Consider the following 15911-nt stretch of genomic DNA (forward strand, 5'->3'; position numbering starts at 1 on the left):
GCCGTTTCCCCAGACTGGCTGATTACCGTGGCACGCCTCGCTCGCTCCGAGGACCCCACCCCTCAGCCCACACCCCGGACGTCACGGTGGGGACGGCTGCCCTGTGCGGGGAGAACCCATGCGCCGAAAGCACCAGCCGGCACCCGACGATCCGCCCGTCACCTCCGGTGTCTCCCGGCGCGGGTTCCTCGGGCGCACCAGCGCTGTCGTGGCCACCGCGACCGCCACCGTGGTACCCGGAGCGCCGGAGGCCGAGGCTGCCGCGCCGGGCGCCGCCGACGTCCCCGGCGAACACCTCGTCACGGTCCGCCTCACCGTCAACGGCGAGCCGCGCCGCCTGCGCGTGGACCCCCGGTGGACCCTGCTGGACGTGCTGCGGGAACGGCTGGGGCTGACCGGCACCAAGAAGGGCTGCGACCGCGGCCAGTGCGGTGCCTGCACCGTGCACGTCGACGGCCGCCGCGTGGTGTCCTGCCTGACCCTGGTGGCCACCCTCGACGAGCACCATGTCACCACCATCGAGGGACTCGGTGCCGACGACGAACTCCACCCGATGCAGCAGGCGTTCCTCGACCGCGACGGCTTCCAGTGCGGGTTCTGCACCCCCGGCCAGATCATGTCCGCCGTCTGCCTGGCCGGCGAGGGACACGACGGCTCCGACGACGAGATCCGCGAGTACATGTCCGGCAACCTCTGCCGGTGCAGCGCCTACCCGAACATCGTCGACGCCGTCAAGGACGCCGGGCGGGTGAGGCACTGATGCGCCCCTACGAGTTCGCCGCGCCCCGCAGCCTGCGGGAGGCCCTGGACCGGGCCGGCGACGGCAGCGCCTACCTGGCGGGCGGTACCACCCTGGTGGACCTGATGAAGCTGGAGGTACTGACCCCCAGCCGGGTGCTGGACATCAACCGCCTGCCGTTGCACGGCATCACCCTCGACGACCAGGGCCTGCACATCGGCGCCCTGGAGCGCATGAGCGACGTCACCGAGCACCCGCTCGTGCGCGAGCGCTACCCCGTCATCAGCCGGGCCCTGGACCTGAGCGCCTCGCAGCAGCTGCGGAACATGGCCAGCATGGGCGGCAACCTGCTCCAGCGCACCCGGTGCGGCTACTTCCGCGACGTCTCCACCCCCTGCAACAGACGTGAACCGGGCAGCGGCTGCGCCGCGTTGGACGGCGTCAACCGCCACCACGCCATCCTCGGCACCAGTGACTCCTGCGCCGCCACCCACCCCAGTGACGTCGCCGTCGCCCTCGTCGCCCTGGACACCGTGCTGCATCTGCACGGACCCGAGGGCGCCCGCACCGTGCCGCTCGACACCTTCTACCGCCTGCCCGGCGACACCCCGCACATCGAAAACCGGCTACGGCCGAACGAGCTCGTCACCGGCTTCACCGTCCCGCCGCTGGGCTGGGCCACCCGCTCTACCTACCTCAAGATCCGCGACCGGCAGTCGTACGACTTCGCCCTCGCCTCCGCCGCCGTCGCCCTCCACCTGCGCGGCGGCCACATCGTCGCGGCACGGGTCGCCGCGGGCGGCGTCGGCACCCGCCCCTGGCGACTCACCGGCGTCGAAGCGGCCCTGGCGGACCGGCCCGCCACACCGGCGACGTACCAGTCGGCCACCGCCCACGCCGCCGACGGCGCCCGCACCCTCAGCGGCAACGCCTTCAAACCCGAACTGCTCCGCCGCACCCTGGTGCGCGCCCTGACCAGCCTCGGAGACGCCCGATGACCTCATCCTCCACGGGCTCACCGGTGGGCCGTGACATCGAACGGGTCGACGGCCGCCAGAAGGTGACGGGACGCGCCCGCTACGCCGCCGACCAGCACGTCGAACACCTCGCGTACGCCGCTCTGGTGCTCAGCACGGTCGGCAAGGGCCGCATCCGCACCATGGACACCGACGCCGCCGCCAAGGCCCCCGGCGTGCTCGCCGTCCACACCCCCTTCGCGCCGCTCAAGCTGTACGCGGGAGGCGGGTTCGGCGAGTCCTTCGCACCGTTGCAGGACGACACGGTGCGCTACCGCGGCCAGATCATCGGCATGGTCGTGGCCGACACCTTCGAACGGGCCCGTGACGCCGCGCAGCTCATCCGCGCCGACTACGACACGGAACCGGTGCGCGCCTCGCTGCCCGCCGGGCTGCCCGGCACCCCACCGCCCGGGAGAGGCCCGGCCGGCGCCTCGACGACCCGTACCACGGTGCTCGCCGACGGCGTCGACTCCATCGAGGACGCGCTCGACGCCGGCGAGATCACCGTGCAGACCACCGTCACCCAGCCCGTCCAGCACCACGCGGCCATGGAACCGCACGCCACCACCGCCGTCTGGCACGACGACCACGTCACCGTCTACTGCGGCACCCAGGCCCCCGGGATCTACGCCTCCGGCATCGCCGGCCAACTGGGCGTCGAACCCGACCGGGTCCGCGTCGTCAGCCCCTTCACCGGCGGCGGGTTCGGCGGCAAGTCCATCCCCTGGGGCGACGCCGCCCTCACCGCGGCCGCGGCACGCGCGCTCGGTCGCCCGGTCAAGCTGGTGCTCGCCAGGGAACAGGTCTTCACGCTGGCCGGACACCGCTCCAGCCTCACCCAGACCGTCCGCCTCGCCGCGTCGCGCGACGGTGTGCTCAGCGCCGTCAGCCACACCTCGGCGGCGTCCTATTCGGCCAGCGGCGGCTGGGTGCTCACCCCGGCCTCGGGCACGTCGGGCGTGTTCTACGCCACGCCCAACCTCCACGTCGACGAGCGTGTCGTCACCCTCGACGTGCCGGCCGCCACCGCCATGCGGGCCCCGGGTGAGGCACCCGGTTCCTTCGCGCTGGAGACGGCCATGGACGAACTCGCCGTCAAGACCGGCATCGACCCGGTGGAACTGCGGCTGCGCAACCACGCCACGACGCTCCCCGGCACCCAGACCCCCTGGTCGAGCAAGTACCTGAAGGACTGCTACCGCATCGGCGCCGAACGCTTCGGCTGGCACCGGCGCGCGGCCACCCCGCGCAGCCGCACGGACGGCGAGTGGCTGGTCGGCACCGGCATGGCCACCGCCGTCTACCCCGCGGGCCGCATGCCGGCCACCGTCCGCATCCTCTTCCGCGACGACGGCACCGCCACCGTCGCCTCCGGCGCCGCCGACATCGGCACCGGAGCCTGGACGGTGCTCGCCATCGTGGCCGCCGACGCCCTCGGCCTGCCGCTCGCCCGGATCGAACCCCGGCTCGGAGACTCGTCCCTGCCGCCGGGCGCCCCCGCCTTCGGCTCCATGACCACGGGGAGCACCGCCCCGGCCGTCCAGGCGGCCGCAGCCGACGCGATCGACGCCCTGCGCAAGCTCGCCGCCGACACTCCGGCGTCCCCCTTCCACGGCCAGGACCCCGCCGACCTGCGCTACCACGCGGGCCGGATCGAGGGCGACGGCGGTTCGGCGACGTTCGTGGAGCTGCTGGCCGCCGCCGGTACGCACTCCGTCGGAGCCACCTCGTCCGCGGCACGCGGCGACGAGGGCAAGAAGTACGCCTTCCACAGCTTCGGGGCGCACTTCTGCGAGGTGCGCGTCAACCGGTACACCGGCGAGCCCCGGGTCAGCCGGTTCACCACCGTCGTCGACGTCGGACGGGTCGTCAACGCCCGGACGACCCGCAGCCAGCTCATCGGCGGTGTGATCTTCGGGATCGGCCACGCCCTCCTCGAAGCCGATCCCCTGGAGGAGCACACCGGCCGTCTCGCCGCCGCCAACCTCGGCGAGTACCTGGTTCCCGCGCACGCCGACATACCCCCCATCGACGTCCACTGGCTCGATCACCCCGACACCGTCTACAGCGCCTTCGGCGCCCGCGGCCTCGGTGAACTCGGCACCGTGGGCTCCGCCGCCGCCGTCGCCAACGCCGTGTACAACGCCACCGGCCTGCGGGTACGAGACCTGCCCATCACCCTCGACAAGCTGCTCGGCTGACACCCCCCGGTCGGCCCGCGGACCGTCGCCGCCACCCATCAGGACGGACGTCCTAATCTGGCCGTCTGCTGAAGGAGGCGGCACATGGCCGAGGTCGGAGCGCTGATCTGCTATCCCGTCAAGGGGTGCGCGGGCACGTCGCTGGATGACGCGGTGCTGACGCCGGCGGGTCTCGCACACGACCGCACCTTCATGGTGACCAGCGAGGTCGGCGTCTACCGCACCCAGCGCCGCCACCCCCGCCTCGCCCTGATCCGGCCCACCATCAGCGCCGACGGCAGCCGGCTCACGCTCGACGCCGCCGACCCGGCGGGTGCGTACGGCACGGTGCGCCTCGACGTCACCACGTCCGCGCCGCGCCGCGACGTCGACCTCTTCGGCGCCGCCTTCCAGGGGATCGACCAGGGCGACGAAGCCGCCGCCTGGCTCGCGGAGTTCCTCGGCACCCCCAGCCGTCTGGTCCGCGTGCCGCCGGAGCACGACCGGGTCGCCGACGGCTGGGTCGCCGGCCCGTCGGGCTACGCCGACAGCAGCGCCGTGCACCTGCTGTCCCGCGCGAGCCTGGCCCTGCTCAACCGACGGTCGGCCGAGCGCGGCGCCCCGCCCCTGCCGGTGAACCGCTTCCGCCCGAACATCGTCGTCGACCACGGCCCCGACGGCGACGACTGGGCGGCCGCAGCGCACGCCGAGGACCGCGCACACCGCATCGGCATCGGCGGCACCGAACTGGGCTATGCCAAGCCCGCGGTGCGCTGCGCCGTCACCCTGGTCGACCAGGCGACCGGGGCGCGACGGGGGCCTGAACCGCTGCGTACGCTCGCGAGCTACCGGCGGGCGGCGAGCGGAGGCGTGGTGTTCGGGGCGAAGTTCTCCGTCGTGCGACCGGGGAGGCTGTCCGTCGGCGACGAGGTGGTCGTGCACGAGTGGGGTGCGGCCGAGCCGGTCCGGCTGCCCGGCTGAGCGGAGCGTCTGGCTAGCCGCGTTCGGTGCGGCGCACCCGCACCGTGTCGACCGCGATGGCCACGAGGATCATCGCCCCGCCGATCATCTGTACGTCGTAGGCGGAGAGGTTGACCAGCTGCAACCCGACCTGGATCACGCTGAGCAGCACGGCACCGCCCAGCATGCCGGTGACGCGCCCGCGCCCGCCGGTCAGGGACACCCCGCCGATGACCGGCGCCGCCACCGCGTACAGCAGCAGGCTGCTGCCCGTGGTGACGTTGACCGCGCCCAGGTACGTGGACGACAGGAAACCGGCGAGCCCGCCGAGCGTGCCGGCGGCCGCGAACGCGCTCAGCCGCACCCGGTTCACCGCGATGCCGGCCACCAGCGCCGCACCCGGGCTGCCCCCGGTCGCGTAGAGGTTGCGTCCCCAGACGGTCCGGGTGAGCACCACGGCGGCTACCGCGTACGCGGCGATCAGGGCCAGCGGCATCACCGGCCAGTCGCCGACGGTGGCACTGCCGAGCCAGGTGAAGACGCCGTCGTCGATGACCAGCGTGCGGGCCTTCGTCACGGCGAGCACCGCCCCTTGCAGGAACAGCCCCATGGCCAGGGTGGTGATCAGCGAGTGCATCTTCCACAACGCCACGAACACGCCGTTGACCAGGCCGATCACGGTGCCGGTCGCGATGGTGCACAGGATCGCGAGCAGTCCCGGCATGTGCAGGTGCTGGATGAGCAGCGCACCGACCATGCCACTGAACGCGAGGTTCCCGGTCACCGACAGGTCGATCTCCCCGATCAGCAGCGCGAACGACACCGCCAGCACCAGCAGCCCCAGCGAGGTCGCCTGGATCAGGATGTTCTGGAGGTTCGCCGTGGTCAGGAAGAAGGCGTTCAACGCCCCGGTGACCAGGCTGAAGACCACGATCAACGCCCACACGATGTTGTCGAGCGCGATCGTGAGCGCGTCACGGCGCACCCGGGCAGGCCGCGGTGGACCGTCCTTCGCCGTGTCCGGTGCGGTGGGGTGGTCGGGGGTGGTGGAGTCGGTGCCCCCGCCGGAAGCGGTGTTGGTGTCGGTCATGGCCGGCCTCCCACATGCTGCGCGGTCGCGATGGCGGACACGGTCAGGTCGTCGCCCGTGAGCTCTCCGGTGATGCGCCCGCCAGTGAACAGCACGGCACGGTCGGCGAGGCGTGCGGTCTCGTCGGGGTCGTAGGCGCGCAGCAGGACGGCCATGCCCTCGCCGGTGACCGTGTCGATGAGCCGGTGAATGGCCTCCTTCGCGGCCACGTCGATACCGAGGGTGGGCTCGTCCAACAGCAGGACCCGCGGCCGACGCGTCAGCAGCCGCCCCAGCAGCACCTTCTGCTGGTTGCCGCCGCTGAGGCGGCCCGCCTCCTGCCACGGTCCGGCCTGCGCCACCGCCAGATCGCGGCGGACCTGCTCGCTGCGTTCGGCCATCCGCCCGCTGTCCACCAGCCGGCCCCGGCCGCGTGGCCATCGGCCCAGATGGAGGTTGTCGGCCACCGACAGATGGGCCGCCACCCCCTCCGCGATCCGGTCATGGGTGAGATACGCGAGGCCCGCCTCGCTGCTCGCCCGCGGATGACGGCAACTGACCGGCCGCCCGGCCACCCGTACCTCGCCCCGCACCGCACCCGAGAGGCCGGCCAGCGCCCGCAGCAACTCCTGCGGCCCGAGCCCCGGCAGTCCGACCAGCGCGACGATCTCGCCCTCGCGTACCGTCAGATCGACCGGCCCCACCCCGGCCGCCTCAAGACCCCGGACGCCGAGCAGGTCAGCCCCGCCGCGCCGGCGCGCACGGTGGAACTCCCGCACCGCGGTCCCGGTCACCGCAGCCGACAGCTCGGCGGCGCTCAGCCCGGCGGCGTTGGTCCCGTGGGCGACGGTGCGGCCGTCCCGCAGCACCGTGTACTCGGTGCACAGCTGGCGCACCTCGTCGTTGTGGTGCGAGATGTAGACGAAGGTGCGGCCGGCATCGGCGAGTCGGCGCACCCAGTGCATCAGGTCGCGGCGCTCGGCGATGGTCAGGCCGGTGGTCGGCTCGTCCAGGATGACCAGCCGCCCCTCGCCCGCCAGCGCCTTGACGATGGCGAGCCGCCGCCGCTGGCTCAACGTCAGCCGGCCTGCGGCACCCCGCGGGTCCAGCGGCAGGTTGTGCTCGGCGAGCAGCTCGGCTGCGCCCTCGTGCGCCGCGCGCCAGTCCACCAGGCCACGACGCCGCGGCAGGCCGCCCAGCAGCAGGTTCTCGGTGACGCTCAGATCCGGCAGCACCTCGCTGTGCTGGTCCAGCAGCCGGATTCCGAGCCGGCGGCGCTGCGCGGGGGAGGCGTGGCTGAGGTCCTGACCGTCCAGGACGATCCGACCCTGCTCCGGGCGCACCAGGCCGGCCACCGTACGGGCCAGCGTGGACTTGCCCGCACCGTTCTTGCCCAGCAGGCCGTGGATCGCGCCACGGCCGATGGACACCTGGGCACCGTCCAGCGCGCGGGACGTGCCGAACGTCTTCGTGACGTCCGTCGCCAGCAGCAGCGGAGCGGTCACGACTGGGTTTCCTTCATGTGCCACTGGTCGGTGACGACATTGGCCCAGTGCCGTGGGTCCGGGGAGTTCTCCTTGGTGACGTAGTACGGCGGCACGGTCAGCAGCGGCCCCGATGGGCCCTTCGTGATGACGGCCTTCTCCCAGAAGTACTTCTTGTTCTCGTAGCGCCCCAGCGGCACGTCCTTGCCCTTGACCGCGTACTTCTCGAGCAGCTCCATGCAGATCTGGACATAGGCGATGGGATCCTGCGCGATGTCCGCGTCGAGTTCGCCCTGCCGGATCCATTCGTGCGCATTGGGCGATCCGTCGATGCTGGTCACGATGATGTGCTCGGCGTGGCCCACCGGATGCAGCCGGTGCTGCGAGTGCATCGCCTTGCGCGCGTCGGGCAGGAAGATGTCGGTCGGCAGATGGATGGCATCCAGGTCGGGGTACTCCCGCAAGGTGCTGTTCACCACCGACAGTGCCTGCGCGTGGTCGTTGTTCTGCGGCCGGGACACCACCTTCACCTTGGGGTACGTGGCCTTCAGGGTCTGCTCGAACCCCTCCTTGCGCTGCCGCAGCGCCACCGCGGTCAGGCTCCCGTAGGCGTTGAGCACCGTGCCGCGGGCGGTGCCGTGCCGCTCCTTGAGCAGGGCGGCGGTCTTGTGCGCGGCCATCACGCCCGCCTGGCGATTGTCGAACGTCACCGAGATCGCCACGTCACCGCCGGTCAGTGGCGTGTCCACCATGCCGACCGGGATGTTCCGGCGCTTGGCCTTGGTGGTCAGCGGCACCAGCACTTCGGAGTCGAGCGCGTCGGAGATCAGGTAACGCGGCTGCTGCATCAGGAGGCTGTTCCAGTCGCCCACCTGCGCCGAGGAGTCCCCGTTGGCGTTCTTGCCGACGAAATCGAGCTCCCGCCGGTCGGATTCGCGCTTGACCGCCTCCTGTAGGACGACGAAGAAGAAGAACGACAGGTACCCCGTCTCCCACGCGACCGTCTTGCGCGCGGCCCCGGCACCACCCTGGTTCGTCGAACAGCCCTCCAGCGCAGGCACCGCCGCGGCCATCCCGGCCAACGAGAGCGCCCCGCCCCGCAACACCGTCCGCCGTGACACCCCCGGCGTCGGGCTCACCGGCGTCCCCTGGACCGTCCCGCTGGGCGAGTCCTGCGTACACCTCTCGGACGAACCCTGACCCGACCTCATGGACGACGACATGACAGCCCCCTCCTCCCGCATCACCCGATTCCCACGCACGTTCTCATCACATCAATCATGGTATTTAACACAGCACCGATGTGATTGAGAAGACGTCGGACGTCCGGGGCGGAAGTGGGGGCGACGGGCGGTGTGGATGCTGCCGCAGGCGCACACGGGAAATTACTGGGCAAGGGCGCGAAGATGACATCTGATCAAACGGCACTCCACGCCGCGTCCAGACGGCATCCACATAACATGACTCGTGTTAAGTCAGCAGCTCCTACGATGCCGGGGGAGTGGGCTCCGGAGCGGTGACGATGTCGTCGGCCAGCGGAGCCAGAGCTTCCGCGATGGTGCCGATGGTGCCCTCGTCGACCCCGGCCTCGCCCAGTGATGCGGCCAGATGCTCCACGACCCGGTCGAACGCGGCCCTGGTGATGCCGAGATGAGCGTGGGCGCGGTGCATGCTCCGTCCCGGGTAGGGCCGTGTGGAGCCGAGTGCCTGGCCGATGAACAGCCGCTGGTGGTTCTTCAGGCGCCGGATGCCCACGTCCGTGAAGTACGGCGCGAGGTCGGGGTCGGCGAGGACGCGATCGTAGAAGAGGTCCACGACGGCTCCGACGGCTTCGTCACCGCCGATCCGGTCGAAGAGCGTGGACGCTGACTGGGCGGGTGCCGCCTGTGAGGGTTCGGTCATGCCGCCCAGACTTGCGGCGCCGGCTTGCGCGGTCGTAAGCCGGGCGTTTCCCCGCCGTCAACGTCTCCACCGCCCGCGCGGTGACGCACCGTGAGGACACGGCCACGAACCTGTTACGTCGCTGACGCACGCCCGTTTCCCCCGGCTGGCACGCTCGACCCCTTTCGGCCCGCCACGGTCGACTTCGCCGGCCCGGGCGCCCCTATTTCATAACAAGTAATACCGTATGGAGTAATTCACATGCCTGATGCTGTCGCCTCATGACCGCCGATGCGCGTCACCGAGGCGTTGCGGCCGCCACCCGCTGGGCCGAGGGCTCGCAGCCCAACTCCTTCGCGTGAGGCAACGCGCATTGAATGCGCATAACGCCGACAAGTGCCATCGGTAGCGTCCGCAGCGCTGACGGTGACCGGAGTCGACGATGGTTTTCCGGTCGAATTTTCGGCCGACTTATCGGGACCCTTGTGCGTGAACCCGCGGCCGGCCTGCCTTTCCGATCGTTGTGGAACCATGGTTTTCCTCCCTCATGAAGGTGCGGCGCCCCGTCCATCCCGGATCTGGCGCCGATACCGCCCGTGGGAGTTTCTTCGCGCTGTTGACCGAATTGCGCACCGTAACCGAAAGGCGTTTCCCTCATGGCCGAGCTGTTCTACGACGACGACGCCGACCTGTCCATCATCCAGGGCCGCAAGGTCGCGGTCATCGGCTACGGAAGCCAGGGTCACGCGCACGCGCTGTCGCTGCGCGACTCGGGCGTCGATGTCCGCGTCGGCCTGCACGAGGGTTCGAAGTCCAAGGCGAAGGCCGAGGAGCAGGGCCTGCGCGTGGTCACCCCGGCCGAGGCCGCCGCCGAAGCCGACGTGATCATGATCCTTATCCCGGACCCCGTCCAGGGCCAGGTGTACGAGGAGTCCATCGCCCCGAACCTGACGGACGGCGACGCCCTGTTCTTCGCGCACGGCTTCAACATCCGCTTCGGCTTCGTCAGGCCCTCGGCCGGCGTCGACGTCTGCATGGTCGCCCCGAAGGGCCCGGGTCACCTGGTGCGCCGGCAGTACGAGGAGGGTCGCGGCGTGCCCTGCATCGCGGCCGTCGAGCAGGACGCCACCGGGGGAGCCTTCCCGTTGGCGCTGTCGTACGCCAAGGCGATCGGTGGCACCCGCGCCGGTGTCATCAAGACCACCTTCACCGAGGAGACCGAGACCGACCTCTTCGGCGAGCAGGCCGTACTGGCCGGCGGTACGACCGCACTGGTCAAGGCAGGCTTCGAGACCCTCGTCGAGGCCGGCTACCAGCGGGAGATCGCGTACTTCGAGTGCCTGCACGAGCTGAAGCTGATCGTCGACCTCATGTACGAGGGCGGCCTGGAGAAGATGCGCTGGTCGATCTCCGAGACCGCCGAGTGGGGCGACTACGTCTCCGGCCCGCGGATCATCAACGACGGCACCAAGGCCGAGATGAGGAAGGTCCTCGCCGAGATCCAGGACGGCTCCTTCGCCCGGAACTGGATGGACGAGTACCACGGCGGCCTGAAGAAGTACAACGAGTACAGGACGCAGGACGCCGAGCACCCGCTGGAGACCACCGGCAAGCAGCTGCGCAAGCTGATGAGCTGGGTCGACGAGGAGGCGTAGGCCCGACCGCCCCGTAGCCCCTGAGCCGCCCCTCTCCCGGACCTCGCCACCCCCTCTTCGCCGGCGGTGGCGAGGTCCGGGCACCGCCCGGGCCGGTACCCGGCGCCCGACACAGACCCCTGGCCCCACCCCGCAGCTCCACGTGCCCGGCCAAACCGGAGGAACGGAGACCTCAAATTCATGCCTGTCGAGCCGCCCCCCGCAACAAGAAGTCTTGAAGAGGCTGTTTCCGTCTTTCTGCGATACCGGTCCCGCCTCTTCGGCATCGCCTACCGCGTGCTCGGAAGCACCGTCGAGGCCGAAGACGTCATTCAGGAAGTGTGGCTGCGTTGGCAGAAGACCGACCGCGCCACGGTGGTCAGCCCGGTGGCGTTCCTCTCGAGTACGACGACCCGCTTGGCCATCAACGTCGCCCAATCCGCGCGCGTGCGCCGGGAAACCTACATCGGCCCCTGGTTACCCGAGCCCGTCGACACGAGCGTGGACCCAGAAGTGGGCGCGCAACGCACGGAAGACCTCGAATTGGCCCTGCTGCTGGTGTTGGAGAAACTCAGCCCCGCTGAGCGCGCTGCGTATGTCCTGCGCAACGCGTTCGACTACACCTATCCGGAGATCGCCGAGATCCTTCAGCTCAGCACCGTCAATGTACGGCAGATCGTGAGCCGTGCACGCAGGCATCTGGCCGCCGAGCAGCGGGAAAGCGTGGACATCGCGGAACACCGACGCCTCCTGCACACCTTCGTCTCCGCGGCTCGGACGGGCGACGTGGCCTCCTTGGAAGCCCTTCTCACGCCCGATGCCGTCAGCCTGTCCGACGGAAACGGTATCCGGGGCGCCGCACGCATACCCGTCGTGGGTCGGGCACGCGTGGCCAACCTGGCGACCGCCTATCGCCGCTTCTGGAGTGACGTGGACATCAGGACCGTCGAGGCCAACGGCCGTGCGGGAGTGATGATCCATCGAGCGGGCAGGCCGGCCACGTTCCTGACGACAGCGGCCTCGCCGGAAGGCATCTACCGAGTGATGTGGCTGTTGAATCCGAGCAAGATCGCCGCATTCCTCCAGTCACGTTCCCGCCTCGCGGCACTTCCCTAGGGCCGCGATCGGGCCGGGGCTCGCGGCGTTCACGGCCGGACCGGTTCGGGCGTCCCCGTTCGCCGATGTGCCGCGGCCAGTACGGGGTGGTCGGTGTGTCCGGTCGCGCCGCCCGTGTACATCAGGCCGTGCTCCCGTACCTGGTTGATCGGCGCACCGATACGCAGTCGTTCGACCAGGTCGGGGTTGGCGAGGAACGGACGGCCGAGTGAGATCAGGTCGGCTCCCGCGGCGAGAAGCCGCTCGCCTTCGTGCCGTCCACCGTCGGCCGGCAACGGCTTCCCCCACCCGCGAGGACCGGGTTCGCCCTCAGCGTGCCCGGCCAGGTCCTGCGGATCGCCTGGAAGAGCGGCTGGTCCGGGTCGGCGAAGGCCACGTGCAGATAGCCGAGTCCGACATCCGCCAGGGCGGTGACGAGCGCCGGGTAGATCTCCTCCGTGTCGCCCTCGTCCGGCAGCCGTCCGGCTCACGCGTCGTCGCCGCGCCGACCGGTCGCCGAGACCGCCTGGCCAGCGGCGGCCTGCGCGGGCGACGCGGTGCCCCCGGCAGGCGCGGTGAGCGCGGTGACCACCATCACGGCGAGGCCGAGCGTCACGACCGCGGCACCCACGTACAGCGGTGCGGTGTACCCCAGACCGGTGCTGATCGCGAGTCCGCCGAGCCAGGCGCCCAGGGCGTTGCCGACGTTGGAGGCCGAGACGTTGGCGCTGGCGGCGAGCGGTGCGCCGCCGGCGACGTCCGTGACGCGGGTGATCAGGCCGGGGACGCTCGCGAACCCGAAGACGCCCATCAGGAAGACCAGCACCACCGACGCGAGCCGTCCTTCGGCGAGCAGCCCGAACGCCGCGAGCGTGACGGCGAGTCCCGCCAAGGACGCGATCAGCGTGCGGTCCCGGTCGCGGTCGGCCGCCCTGCCCCCGACGACGTTGCCGATCACCAGACCGGTGCCGTAGACGACGAGCAGCCAGGCGATGTCGCCGGTGGCGAAGCCGGTGACCGCGGTGAAGGTGTAGGCGACATAGCTGAACGCCCCGAACATGCCGCCGTAGCCGAGGGCCGTGGCGGCGAGGGTGAGCCAGACCTGCCGGGAACGGAAGGCGCGTAGCTGGGGGCGCAGGCCGGCCGCCCGCTGGTCCTCGTCCACCGCGCCCGCGCGGGCCGGGACCCATACGGCGATGGCGGCCACGGCCAGTACGCCGATCCCGGTGATCACCCAGAACGTGGCGCGCCAGCCCCAGTGTGCGCCGACCAGGGCGCCGAACGGCACGCCCAGCACATTGGCGACCGTCAGCCCGGCGAACATCACGGCCACCGCGCGTGAGGCCCGCTCCGGCGGCACCATACGGCGGGCGACGAGCGAGCCGATGCCGAAGAAGGAGCCGTGGCACAGGGCGGCGACGACGCGACCGAGCAGGGCCGTGGCGTAGCCGGGCGCGACGGCGGAGAGCAGGTTGCCGAGGACGAACAACGCCACCAACCCGAGGAGGACCACCTTGCGGTCGAGCCGAGTGGTGGCCGCGGTCAGCAGGATCGCACCGACCGCCACGCTCAGGGCGTATCCGGAAACGAGCCAGCCCGCCGCCGCCTCGGAGACCTCCAGGTCATGGCTCACCTGCGGCAACAGCCCTGCGATCACGAACTCGGTCAGCCCGATCCCGAAGCTGCCCAGCGCCAGTGCGACCAACCCGGCAGGTGTCCGCCGTGTCTCCCCGCCCCGCCGAATGTTCACGCAAACATGATGGTCTTCGGTGGTCGCGCCCGACAAGGCCCCTGGAGGCTCCGAACCGGGCAACCTCCCTTCCCTCCGGTGGGGTACGCACCATCATCACGGACCTGATGACCCGTGGCGGCGAGCCTCCTGCCCGTGTCAACAACGCGTGTGAAGTAGCCGCCCCAGGACGTTAGAAAGGGCGGCACCGGCCCCGCCGACGGTCCTCCTCGGCGGCCGAATCCCGGCCAGCGGCGCTGACGCCGACCTGACGCTTATGGCCCCCGCCGGCCCCGAGCGGGCGCATCGCGGGGACGCGGGAGCGGGTGCCGGAGTTCCCCGACCCCTCGCCCAACTGGCCACCGTGACCTGCGTTTTCCCGGATGCGCCAGACAACGGATGTGCATCGCGACGCTGCTCGGGGCGGCCCCGGGACGGTCGTTCCGCTCTCCGTGCCGGGCAGGGGAACGAGCCCTTGCGTCCTACCGGTTGCCAATGTCACACAGCCCGTGTAATTCTCACACCATTCATGTGAAGATGATCACCTGGCCCGCTTTCCTCGGCCGGAACCCTCCCCCTGGGGGCACCTCCCACGCCGTTGAGGCAGTGGGGGAGCCTGAAGGGCCTCGGAGGTACCCCCAGCCCGGCCCCCCGACGGCAGTCATCGGAGGATGGCATGACTGAACGTGAGACAGCTGACATCCGGGGCGCACTCGCCCGACGTGACCTACTCAGAGCGCTCGGCCTCGGTGGCGCGGCGGTTGCCTCCGCTCCGCTGCTCTCGGCCTGCGGCGTGGGCGGTTCCACCAAGAAGTCCGGCAACGGCGCCGGCGATGTGAAGGGGTCCTTCAGCTGGAAGAAGGCCAAGGGCACCACCATCAAGATCCTTCAGACCCCGCACCCCTACCAGAAGGCCTTCCAGCCGCTGTTCAAGGAGTTCACCGAGCTCACCGGCATCAAGGTGGTCCCGGAACTCGTCGCCGAGGCGGACTACTTCACCAAGCTCAACACCGAACTGGCCGGCGGCAGCGGCACTCATGACGTCTTCATGACCGGTGCCTACTTCATCTGGCAGTACGGCCCGCCCGGTTGGATGGAGGACCTCGCCCCCTGGCTGAAGAACTCGGCGGCCACCCAGGCGGACTACGACTTCGAGGACATCTACCCCGGGCTGCGTTCCGCGACCCGCTGGGACTTCAAGAACGGCAGCCCGCTGGGCACCGGGGGCCAGTACGCCATCCCCTGGGGGTTCGAGACCAACGTCCTGACCTACAACAGCAGCCTGTTCAAGAAGCGGGGCATCAAGCCGGCCGAGACCTTCGACGACCTGATCCAGCTCGCCGCCGACCTCACCGACCGCAAGGCCAACCGGTACGGCATAGCCTTCCGCGGCTCGAAGTCCTGGGCCACCATCCACCCCGGATTCATGACCCAGTTCGCCCGCGAGGGCTGCCACGACTACACCGTGCAGGGCGGCAAGCTGGTCCCGGCGATGAACTCGGCCAAGGCCGTGGACTTCACCGGCAAGTGGGTCGAGATGGCGAAGAAGTCCGGGCCCACGTCCTGGACGACCTACGACTACCCCAACTGCACCCAGGACCTCGGCGACGGCATCGCGGCCATGGTCTACGACGCGGACAGCGCCACCTACCCCAAGAACCGGCGCGGCGCCAGCGAGATGGCGGGACACCTCGGCTGGCACACCGGTCCGGCCGGCCCCGACGGCAACTACGCGACCAACCTGTGGACCTGGTCCCTGGCGATGAACGCGGCGTCGAAGAAGAAGCTGGCCGCCTGGCTGTTCATCCAGTGGGCCACCGGCAAGGACGCGATGAGCAAGGCCGCCCACAGCGCCGACTTCCCCGACCCGGTCCGCAAGTCGGTCTTCGACGGCACCTTCAAGCAGACCCTGGACACCTTCCCGGGCTACCTGGAGACTTTCGAGAAGGTCATCGACTCCACGAAGATCCAGTTCACGCCGCAGAAGTCGTTCTTCGAGACGACCGAGGAGTGGGCGGTCGCCCTCCAGGACATCTACGCCGGGCACGACCCCACGTCCCGGCTCAACGCACTGGCCAAGACCGTCGACGCGAAGATCAACGCATAGCGTCGGCCCGAAGC

13 protein-coding genes are annotated in these 15911 nt (G+C 70.6%); 7 read left to right on the top strand and 6 right to left on the bottom strand.

Annotated elements, in window-relative coordinates:
* The first annotated feature begins 118 nt into the window (after window positions 1-118).
* The 4 genes from NQO67_RS04260 to NQO67_RS04275 all read left to right on the top strand — a co-directional run bounded on the left by NQO67_RS04260 (window position 119) and on the right by NQO67_RS04275 (window position 4919).
* A complete protein-coding gene (locus NQO67_RS04260; protein WP_255946472.1) occupies window positions 119-760 on the top strand; it encodes a (2Fe-2S)-binding protein in 642 nt (213 codons plus the stop codon).
* A complete protein-coding gene (locus tag NQO67_RS04265) occupies window positions 760-1737 on the top strand; it encodes an FAD binding domain-containing protein (RefSeq protein ID WP_255946474.1) in 978 nt (325 codons plus the stop codon). The genes NQO67_RS04260 and NQO67_RS04265 overlap by 1 nt, the downstream gene beginning before the upstream one ends.
* A complete protein-coding gene (locus tag NQO67_RS04270) occupies window positions 1734-3959 on the top strand; it encodes a xanthine dehydrogenase family protein molybdopterin-binding subunit (protein ID WP_255946476.1) in 2226 nt (741 codons plus the stop codon). Before NQO67_RS04265 ends, NQO67_RS04270 begins: the two co-directional genes overlap by 4 nt.
* 84 nt (window positions 3960-4043) lie before the next feature.
* Complete coding sequence (locus tag NQO67_RS04275) at window positions 4044-4919, top strand: MOSC domain-containing protein (RefSeq protein ID WP_255946478.1); 876 nt, start codon at window positions 4044-4046, stop codon at window positions 4917-4919.
* A 13-nt stretch (window positions 4920-4932) separates the two neighbouring features.
* Here NQO67_RS04275 and NQO67_RS04280 read toward each other — a convergent pair whose 3' ends face one another.
* The 4 genes from NQO67_RS04280 to NQO67_RS04295 form a co-directional block, all read right to left on the bottom strand.
* Window positions 4933-5988, bottom strand: a complete 1056-nt coding sequence (locus tag NQO67_RS04280) for an ABC transporter permease (RefSeq protein ID WP_255946480.1) — start codon at window positions 5986-5988, stop codon at window positions 4933-4935.
* Complete coding sequence (locus tag NQO67_RS04285; RefSeq protein ID WP_255946482.1) at window positions 5985-7472, bottom strand: sugar ABC transporter ATP-binding protein; 1488 nt, start codon at window positions 7470-7472, stop codon at window positions 5985-5987. The genes NQO67_RS04280 and NQO67_RS04285 overlap by 4 nt, the downstream gene beginning before the upstream one ends.
* Window positions 7469-8590, bottom strand: a complete 1122-nt coding sequence (locus tag NQO67_RS04290; protein WP_255946483.1) for a sugar ABC transporter substrate-binding protein — start codon at window positions 8588-8590, stop codon at window positions 7469-7471. Before NQO67_RS04290 ends, NQO67_RS04285 begins: the two co-directional genes overlap by 4 nt.
* A 346-nt stretch (window positions 8591-8936) precedes the next feature.
* Window positions 8937-9353: a group I truncated hemoglobin gene (locus NQO67_RS04295; RefSeq protein ID WP_255946485.1), complete on the bottom strand. Its 417-nt coding sequence runs from the start codon at window positions 9351-9353 to the stop codon at window positions 8937-8939.
* Window positions 9354-9988: 635 nt separating this feature from the next.
* Between NQO67_RS04295 and ilvC the strand changes: the two genes are divergently transcribed.
* Together ilvC and NQO67_RS04305 are read left to right on the top strand one after the other, a co-directional pair.
* On the top strand, window positions 9989-10987 hold the full coding sequence (gene ilvC, locus NQO67_RS04300; protein ID WP_255946487.1) for a ketol-acid reductoisomerase: 999 nt from the start codon (window positions 9989-9991) through the stop codon (window positions 10985-10987).
* 180 nt (window positions 10988-11167) lie between these two features.
* A complete protein-coding gene (locus NQO67_RS04305; protein WP_255946489.1) occupies window positions 11168-12082 on the top strand; it encodes a sigma-70 family RNA polymerase sigma factor in 915 nt (304 codons plus the stop codon).
* A gap of 29 nt (window positions 12083-12111) precedes the next feature.
* Here the strand turns inward: NQO67_RS04305 and NQO67_RS44765 are convergent, their stop codons facing one another.
* Together NQO67_RS44765 and NQO67_RS04315 are read right to left on the bottom strand one after the other, a co-directional pair.
* Window positions 12112-12357: a hypothetical protein gene (locus tag NQO67_RS44765; protein WP_445195095.1), complete on the bottom strand. Its 246-nt coding sequence runs from the start codon at window positions 12355-12357 to the stop codon at window positions 12112-12114.
* A gap of 191 nt (window positions 12358-12548) precedes the next feature.
* A complete protein-coding gene (locus tag NQO67_RS04315; protein ID WP_255946491.1) occupies window positions 12549-13811 on the bottom strand; it encodes an MFS transporter in 1263 nt (420 codons plus the stop codon).
* A gap of 655 nt (window positions 13812-14466) precedes the next feature.
* On the opposite strand from NQO67_RS04315, the gene NQO67_RS04320 reads away from it, so the two are divergent.
* Window positions 14467-15897 (top strand): ABC transporter substrate-binding protein, encoded by a 1431-nt coding sequence (locus NQO67_RS04320; RefSeq protein WP_255946493.1) that lies wholly within the window; start codon window positions 14467-14469, stop codon window positions 15895-15897.
* The last annotated feature ends 14 nt before the right edge of the window (window positions 15898-15911 follow it).

Source organism: Streptomyces odontomachi (assembly GCF_024435355.1).
Taxonomy (GTDB): domain Bacteria; phylum Actinomycetota; class Actinomycetes; order Streptomycetales; family Streptomycetaceae; genus Streptomyces; species Streptomyces odontomachi.